Source organism: Acinetobacter harbinensis (genome assembly GCF_000816495.1).
GTDB classification, from domain to species: Bacteria; Pseudomonadota; Gammaproteobacteria; order Pseudomonadales; family Moraxellaceae; genus Acinetobacter; species Acinetobacter harbinensis.
This window is the reverse complement of the sequence record NZ_JXBK01000001.1, coordinates 256,184-262,816: the sequence shown is the minus strand read 5'-3', so window position 1 is coordinate 262,816 and position 6,633 is coordinate 256,184. Positions and strand designations below refer to the sequence as shown.

6 protein-coding genes and 1 pseudogene are annotated in these 6,633 nt (G+C 42.2%); 5 read left to right on the top strand and 2 right to left on the bottom strand.

What is annotated here, in order from left to right:
• Positions 1 to 345 (bottom strand): annotated as a pseudogene (locus SE27_RS14310) (excinuclease ABC subunit UvrA); the annotation flags it as partial.
• 243 nt (positions 346 to 588) lie between these two features.
• Here SE27_RS14310 and SE27_RS01360 point away from each other — a divergent pair.
• Positions 589 to 942 carry a DUF1304 domain-containing protein gene (locus SE27_RS01360; protein ID WP_039623728.1) on the top strand — a complete coding sequence of 118 codons (354 nt, stop codon included), beginning with the start codon at positions 589 to 591 and terminating at the stop codon, positions 940 to 942.
• 141 nt (positions 943 to 1,083) lie between these two features.
• Here the strand turns inward: SE27_RS01360 and tenA are convergent, their stop codons facing one another.
• Positions 1,084 to 1,758, bottom strand: coding sequence for a thiaminase II (gene tenA, locus SE27_RS01355; protein WP_039620174.1), 675 nt, complete (start codon positions 1,756 to 1,758; stop codon positions 1,084 to 1,086).
• 222 nt (positions 1,759 to 1,980) lie between these two features.
• On the opposite strand from tenA, the gene SE27_RS01350 reads away from it, so the two are divergent.
• From SE27_RS01350 to SE27_RS01335, 4 genes are all read left to right on the top strand, one after another.
• The gene (locus SE27_RS01350; RefSeq protein WP_039620172.1) at positions 1,981 to 3,066 is read left to right on the top strand and encodes a DUF475 domain-containing protein; all 1,086 of its coding nucleotides are present in this window, start codon (positions 1,981 to 1,983) and stop codon (positions 3,064 to 3,066) included.
• 148 nt (positions 3,067 to 3,214) lie between these two features.
• Positions 3,215 to 4,579, top strand: a complete 1,365-nt coding sequence (locus SE27_RS01345; RefSeq protein WP_039620170.1) for an MFS transporter — start codon at positions 3,215 to 3,217, stop codon at positions 4,577 to 4,579.
• A 51-nt stretch (positions 4,580 to 4,630) separates the two neighbouring features.
• Positions 4,631 to 5,251, top strand: coding sequence for a single-stranded DNA-binding protein (gene ssb / locus SE27_RS01340; protein WP_039620169.1), 621 nt, complete (start codon positions 4,631 to 4,633; stop codon positions 5,249 to 5,251).
• 378 nt (positions 5,252 to 5,629) lie between these two features.
• A complete protein-coding gene (locus tag SE27_RS01335) occupies positions 5,630 to 6,544 on the top strand; it encodes a hypothetical protein (RefSeq protein WP_039620168.1) in 915 nt (304 codons plus the stop codon).
• Positions 6,545 to 6,633: the final 89 nt, after the last annotated feature.

The window sequence follows — 6,633 nt, the reverse complement described above, 5'->3', positions numbered from 1 at the left end:
GGCATACAGCAGACGTAAATAGTCGTAAATTTCGGTGATGGTTCCCACAGTAGAACGGGGGTTGTGGCTGGTGGATTTCTGCTCAATGGCAATGGCTGGACTTAAGCCTTCAATCGAGTCGACTTCCGGTTTTTCCATTTGGGATAGGAATTGACGGGCATAGGCCGACAACGATTCGACATAACGGCGCTGACCTTCGGCATATAACGTATCAAAGGCAAGGGAGGATTTACCAGAGCCTGAGAGTCCCGTAATCACCACGAACTTGTCGCGTGGAATATCGAGTGACACATTTTTTAAGTTATGGGTACGTGCGCCTCGAATACGGATATGACTTTGGCTCATAAAACATCTCGGAAATGGATTCATTAAAGGTTATATATGATAGCGCATGAAAAATGTTCAAGGCGTATTTAAACAAATTTAAACGTCAGCCTGTGTCGGCCAGCAGAATGTACAGGAAAAACTATAGGCTTTATCGCCAGAGATAGACAGAGAAAATGCCATTAATCCAAGTAAATAGTGGATAAAATAATGTTATATAGGCATTAGTCTTAAATAAAGCAAAATAAAAAGGAAAATCACATGATTATTGCAAAAATCCTCATTGCACTGATTGCGGCACTGCATTTGTACTTCTTAATTTTAGAGATGTTTTTGTGGGATAAGCCTGTGGGTATGAAAGTCTTTGGCAATAGCTTAGAAAAGGCTCGGCTGACCAAAGTATTGGCACAAAATCAGGGACTGTATAATGGTTTTTTGGTGGCAGGACTGATTTGGTCGCTGTTTGCCCCAGAGGGCTATGCCATGGCATTGGCCAATTTCTTTTTGGGCTGTGTTCTGATTGCTGGGGTGTATGGCGCTAGCACCGTGAGTCAAAAGATTCTTTATATTCAAGCCTTGCCGGCATTGTTGGCTTTAATCGTGCTCAATTTTTTCTAAACATCACAGCTAATTTACTGTCCGTTAAGCGTGTAATCGTAAAGCATATGGACTCCTTGTAATCAAGGTCGTCCATACCTTGCTGATGTGCAGCAGATATCTGCTGCATCATTAAGCAGTGGTGATCTTGAATATTAGCGCTTATGCGGGATCTAGACCCAACCATTGACGTTGATGATACGCGCCATCCCAAAATAACCATTCTAATTCTGCACCGCGCGTATAGGCCTGATGCATTTTTTCTAAGGTATCGGCATCACAGCGTGCTGCGACCTGATCAATAGTACGAATCACTTGATTCACGGCTTGGTGAAATTCTTCGCCTGAATAGGTGTCAATCCAAGCTTGATAGGGATTATTTTCAATGGAGTTGGCCACAATAGCTTTACCGACTTCAGCATAAATCCAGAAACACGGCAGCAACGATGCCAAGACCACTGGATAACTTTCTGACCATGCCGTGGCGGTTAAAAAGGAAGTGTAATGATGGCAGGCCAAGGTTAACGGGGTGTGATTAAACTGCTCTTTGGTGATGTCAAATTCTTGCATAAACTCATCATGCAAGGTGCGTTCAACCACAATGGCAATTTTGGCCGCTTCAGTAAATTGAATGACATCGTCTGCACTAAAGGCTTTGGCGGCACATACGGCTAAAGCACGCCCATAAGCCAATAAATAATGTGCATCTTGAATCACATAATGGCTAAACACAGCCTTACTGAGTGTGCCTTGTGCCAATTCTTGGTTAAACGGCATCGCCAAGGTTTTTTCATATAAAGCCAAGTTTCGTTGCCATGCGGCTTGAGAAAAGTGCATATTGCGATCCTATCAAAATTTAAAAAAGCGAGTATGGAGCATCAGACTATAGCAACCATAATTATAGTCAAAGTAATGCCTAAGCCGTTGATAAAAATCATACGAAGTATTTTGGATTAATCTCTAAAAATCGGCATAATTGTCCGCACAAAAGCTTAACTTGGTTTTTTAAGCTGCACCGAATTTATTCTCTATACATTTTTGTTGGTAGGTCAATTTTTCATGATGAAACATTTTGGTTTCTCAATCATTTTTACCATCGTGTGTCTGGCGATCTCTGCTTATTGGGGTTTTACCCATGGGCCAGAGGCCGGCTTAAAGACCATGTTCACGGCATTGGCCATTACTGCTATTTTAGCGGTGATGGAAGTGTCACTTTCTTTCGATAATGCCGTGGTCAATGCCTCCGTATTACGCGGTTGGGATCATTATTGGAAAATGATCTTTTTAACCGTCGGTATTGTGGTGGCCGTGTTTGGTATGCGCTTGGTGTTCCCAATTGTCATTGTGGCCGTTACAGCTGATATGGGCATGCTGGAAGTGGTTAAAATGGCATTAAATGACCCGATTAATTACTCGGCAAAACTGATGGCACATCATGCTGAAATTGCTGCTTTTGGCGGCTCTTTCTTGTTGTTGGTGTTCTTAAACTTCTTCTTGGATGAAGAAAAAGACACGCATTGGTTTAAATGGTTAGAACGTCGTTTGGCCAATTTAGCCAATGTACCTGCGATGTCGGCATTTTTGGCACTGATTGCTTTATTGATTATGGCTGCCAATGTGGTGGAAACTTCACGTTTAGCAGTGACCATGGCCGGTATTTGGGGCATCGTGGTGTATATCGGGGTGCAAGTGCTGAGTCATTTGTTGGGCGGCGAGCCAGAAGTAGATGAAGATGGCAATGCGGTGGGACATGATGCCAATGGCGCACCAACAGGCGCAATTAAAGCCGGTATTGGCGGTTTTATTTATCTCGAAGTATTGGATGCCTCTTTTAGCTTTGATGGTGTAATTGGTGCATTTGCCATTACCTCTGATGTGGTGATTATTATGCTCGGTTTGGCCATTGGTGCGATGTTCGTGCGTTCAATGACCATTTACTTGGTGGAAAAAGGCACTTTAGATGCCTATATCTATCTTGAGCATGGCGCACATTACGCCATTGGTGCATTGGCCTTTATTATGTTGGCCAGTGGCACAGGAGTACACATTCCTGAAGTGGTGACCGGTTTAATTGGCGTGGCCTTTATTGTGTGGGCAGTGATTGCATCGATTCAATATAGCAAGCGTCAAGACGCGATCGGCTAATCACTTTTGTATAAAAAGGGGTACAATAAAGGCGCATTATGATGCGCCTTTATTTATGGCGGCTTATCGTGGAATAAAGCAGCATCGCGGGCATGGATGTTGTAGGATAGCCGAATGACGTTAAACTGATAAAACCAAGCTTATTGATATGATGAATGCTTTAGAACGCCGTTCAACCTTTGCCTTGAGCAGTATTTTTGCACTGCGTATGCTGGGCTTGTTCATGATTATTCCTGTATTTTCTGTGGCAGGGCAGTCATATCAAGGAGCAACCCCGACGCTGATTGGTTTGGCCGTGGGGGTATATGGTTTAACCCAAGCTATTTTACAAATTCCATTTAGCCTATTGGCGGATCGTTTTAGCCGTAAGCCATTGATTATTCTTGGGCTGATTTTATTTGCCTTGGGCGGTGCGGTCGCTGCCATGTCCGACACCATTTATGGAGTAATTATTGGCCGTGCGATTGCCGGTGGCGGTGCCGTGTCTGCGGTGGTGATGGCGCTACTTGCCGATGTCACGCGTGAAGAACAGCGCAGTAAAGCCATGGCCGTGATGGGCATGAGCATTGGGGTGTCCTTTATGGTGGCCTTTAGTTTGGGGCCTTGGTTGACAGGTCTGGTGGGTATTTCTGGTTTATTCTGGATTACCACCATTATGGGACTCGGTGCAATTTCCATGTTGTTGTTGGTGCCAAAAGTCACTCGCCATCATAAAAACTATCAACAAGGTTATCTGTCACAGCTCAAACAAGTGTTAAAAATGGGCGATTTAAATCGTCTGCATGTGTCGGTGTTTGCACTGCATTTATTGCTCACCGCAATGTTTATTTATATGCCTTCACAACTGATTGAATTTGCTGATATTCCATTGTCTAAACATGGTTTGGTATATTTACCTTTATTGGTGATCAGCTTATTCTTTGCTTTCCCCAGTATTATTTTGGCGGAAAAGTATCGCAAAATGCGCGGGATTTTTCTGACTGCCATTGGCGGAATTGTGTTGGGATTATTGATCTTGATTTTCGGTTATGAGTCTAAATATATCTTATTGGCCGGATTGGGCTTTTTCTTTATTGCCTTTAATGTCATGGAAGCATTATTGCCTTCTTGGTTATCTAAGTCCGCGCCCATTCAGTCTAAAGCCACTGCGATGGGAGTGAATGCTAGCAGTCAGTTTTTAGGGGCATTTTTTGGCGGCATGATTGGCGGTCAATTGTTGATGTTAAACAACACCGCTTTAGGCTGGAGTATTTTAAGTGGCATTGCCATTGTTTGGTTATTGATTAGTTTTAGTCTGACTCAACCGCGTTATTTATCTTCGCTGGTGTTGCCTTTGCCTGAGAGCAAACAAACAGATGAATGGACTTCTCAACTTTTGGCCATTCGTGGTATTGAAGAGGTCGTGGTGATGCCCGATCAACAATTTGCGTATGTAAAAATTGATAAACAGCTCATAGATGATGCTGCGCGACAAGATTTAACGCGCTTATTGGGTAAAGAGGTAGCCATTTAAGCACAACTCTTATAAAGTAAAACATAGAAATATATAGGAAGAAGACGTCTGATGCGTGGTGTAAATAAAGTTATTTTAGTCGGTACTTTAGGTAAAGATCCAGAAACCAAAACCTTTGCCAATGGGGGTTCTTTGACCCAGTTTTCCATTGCAACCAGTGATTCGTGGACCGATAAAAATACCGGTGAACGTAAAGAGCAAACAGAATGGCACCGTATTGTGCTGAACAACCGTTTGGGTGAAATTGCGCAGCAGTATTTGCGTAAGGGCTCTAAAGTCTACATTGAAGGTTCATTGCGTACGCGCCAGTGGACCGACCAAGGTGGTCAAGAGCGTTACACCACAGAAGTGCGTGGTGAACAAATGCAAATGTTGGACAGCGGTAATCGTCAACAAGGCGATCAAGCGGGCAGTGCAGAAAACACAGGTTATAACCAACCGCGTTTTAACAATAACCAAGGGGCTGCCAACTCAGGTTATAACAACAATAATAACAATAACGCGCAAGGCGGTTATGGCAATAATCAGGGCGGCGGTTTTAATAACAATCCGCAAGCAGGTTCTGGCTATGCCAACAACAACCCTTCTGCTTTCCAACCGAAAGCACCACAATCTGCACCTTCAGCACCGGTTGCTGCTCCTGCAGATTTAGATGATGACTTACCGTTTTAAGACGCTACGATAATTAAAAATCGTATTTAAAGTAAAAAAGAACCTGATTTTAATCAGGTTCTTTTTTTTGTCCCAAGCATTTTTATCTCAGTTTGCTCTGAGTCTCTTAAAAGATGCAGCTGATTTTTATTCTTGGCTATATTTTAGAGACTATGCATGTGAATTTTATAGATGCAATGAGGGGCAATATTATTTTTAGCGCTCCGTTATCAATGGGTTTCTAATGGCGATTCAGCAAGCCAGATAAAGTGTTAGATCATTTATAGATGATTGTAATTGCTATAATTTAGTATAATTCACGATAAAAATAGCTCAGATTTGTTTTTTCAATTTTTTTATTTGAAAGTAAGGCTTCAGATTTATTTTGGAGAATAAAAAATGCGAAAAAATAAAAATGTAATATTCATCGGTTTAGTCAGCACTGGCTTACTATTGGCAGGATGTGGATCGAGTGACGATTCATATTATGATGACTTTAACACGGTTGATCCAAACCCAACTGATCCTGAGCCCAGCGATCCTGTGTTAAGCGAAACTGAAAAAGCGGAAGCCAATAGTACCGCGACATTTTTTTTAAACACGGTGACTGCAGAAAGCTTAAATCGCGGTTTACTGGATCGGGTATTATCTTTACAAAAAGAAATGCTCAATGTGCAGCAGAATAGTGCCTGTTATCAAGCCACGATAATGGCCTCAAATACCTATAGTTTAACGAAAAATTGTACAGTGGCGTATGATGTCAATCAGCCCTTTCAAGGAATAAGTGGCGCATTTAGTCAAACCAGTAATGCCTCAGATCCGTCTAATCTAACCACAACCTTTAATAATCTAAAATTACGGGTAGATGAGGCAGATTTTACCTTTAACGGCACGCTCAGTGTGCAAGTGAATAGCGCGGATCAAATCTACTCTACCAATGATTTGGTGATCAGCACGTCTACAGGTGAAAAGTTTAAATTTAAAGACTTTAGTTTAAAAACAACGCAGAGCGCGACTTCCATCCAACAAGAGGTGATCGGAACAATTGAGACGGAAGGCTTTGATAGCGCATATAAAGTCAGCTTTAAATCGATAACACCATGGCAACGTAATCCCACAGTTTCTGCATATCCCATGATGGGCAAATTAAGGGTGGAATATAGCAATGATACCAGTACCTATTTAACCCTGACCGCTTTAAATACCAGCAGCGCCACCTATTATGCGCAAAAAGGCAGCTACGTCATTGCCGATAATCTTAGCCTTACATGGCCGCAAATTATTGTCAGTCCTGCACAATATCAGCTTGAATAAAGAATTAAAGCTCGCTTAAAAAATAAGGTCAAATCGATGACCTTATTTTGAGAATTTCAGATAAACCGCGCAGGTCAAAAGAAGAGTTA

Excerpts from the sequence above, each read along its gene's own strand:
- tenA (WP_039620174.1), bottom strand. The coding sequence starts at position 1,758 with ATGCACTTTTCTCAAGCCGCATGGCAACGAAACTTGGCTTTATATGAA.
- SE27_RS01350 (WP_039620172.1), top strand. The coding sequence starts at position 1,981 with ATGATGAAACATTTTGGTTTCTCAATCATTTTTACCATCGTGTGTCTG.
- SE27_RS01345 (WP_039620170.1), top strand. The coding sequence starts at position 3,215 with ATGATGAATGCTTTAGAACGCCGTTCAACCTTTGCCTTGAGCAGTATT.
- ssb (WP_039620169.1), top strand. The coding sequence starts at position 4,631 with ATGCGTGGTGTAAATAAAGTTATTTTAGTCGGTACTTTAGGTAAAGAT.
- SE27_RS01335 (WP_039620168.1), top strand. The coding sequence starts at position 5,630 with ATGCGAAAAAATAAAAATGTAATATTCATCGGTTTAGTCAGCACTGGC.